This is a genomic window from Stenotrophomonas sp. HMSC10F07, from assembly GCF_001807895.1.
GTDB classification, from domain to species: Bacteria; Pseudomonadota; Gammaproteobacteria; order Xanthomonadales; family Xanthomonadaceae; genus Stenotrophomonas; species Stenotrophomonas sepilia.
This window is the reverse complement of record NZ_KV791402.1, coordinates 1-929: the sequence shown is the minus strand read 5'-3', so window position 1 is coordinate 929 and position 929 is coordinate 1. Positions and strand designations below refer to the sequence as shown.

The 929-nt window shown below is 72.4% G+C and carries 1 pseudogene; it reads left to right on the top strand.

Going from position 1 to position 929, the window contains the following annotated elements:
* Positions 1–889: pseudogene (locus HMPREF3114_RS11990) on the top strand (transmembrane BlaR protein); the annotation flags it as partial.
* Positions 890–929 lie beyond the last annotated feature (40 nt).

Here is a 929-nt window from a genome sequence, read left to right as displayed (position 1 = left end):
ATCCGCCGCGGGCGTGCCGTCGGCCCCGGCCGCGCCTGCAGCACCGGCCGCGCCGGCCGAACCCGCTGACGCGACCGGGCCCGACGATGCCGATGTGGCCGATGTCGGCGACGCCACGGGCATGGCCGAAGACGATGAAGGCACGACGTCGGCCGCCACCTCCATCACCACCTACGGTCGCCTGGACCTGGGCAGGTCGCCCCGGGAGGCCTTCGTTCTGGTTGATGGTGATTCGACCTTCGCCAACGGCGGCATGGACGACGTGACGGTGGCCCGCAGGCAGCTCGGCAAGGGCCCGGCGTTGTGGTTCCGCCAGGGTGACAAGCGCTACGTGGTGCGTGACCCGATGCTGATCCAGAGCCTGCAGCGTGCCTACAGCGGTGCCGTAGAGCTGGGCCGCCAGCAGAGCGAACTGGGCCGCCAGCAAAGCGTGCTGGGTCGCCAGCAGGGCGAACTCGGCAGGCAGCTGGGTGAAATGGGCCGCCTGCAGGGCGAGCAATCGCGCCGCATCGCACTGATCGCCGCCGAGGCCGCGCGCAGTGCGATGGCCGCGCATGACATCAACCGCGAGGCGGCGGCGGAAGCGGCAAAGGCGGCGCGGGGCGCGACCTACGATGTGGCCGTTGCCCGCGAGGCGGCACGTGAGGCCGCCGCACAGGCACGTCGTGCGATGCAGGACGTGGACAACGAAACCGCGCGCGCCAGCGACACCCGCGAGATGCAGCGCCTGGCCAGCCAGCAGTCTGAACTGGCCAGCCGCCAGGCTGCGCTGGGCAGCCAGCAGGCCGCGTTGGGCGAGCGCCAGGCACGCGTGCATGCCCAGGCGTCGCAGCAGGCGCAGCAGGTGATCGCGCGCGCCCTGGCCAGTGGCAAGGCCGAGCGACTCTGAAACGGCGGTAGCGCCGGGCCATGCCCGGCGAGCGCAGCGG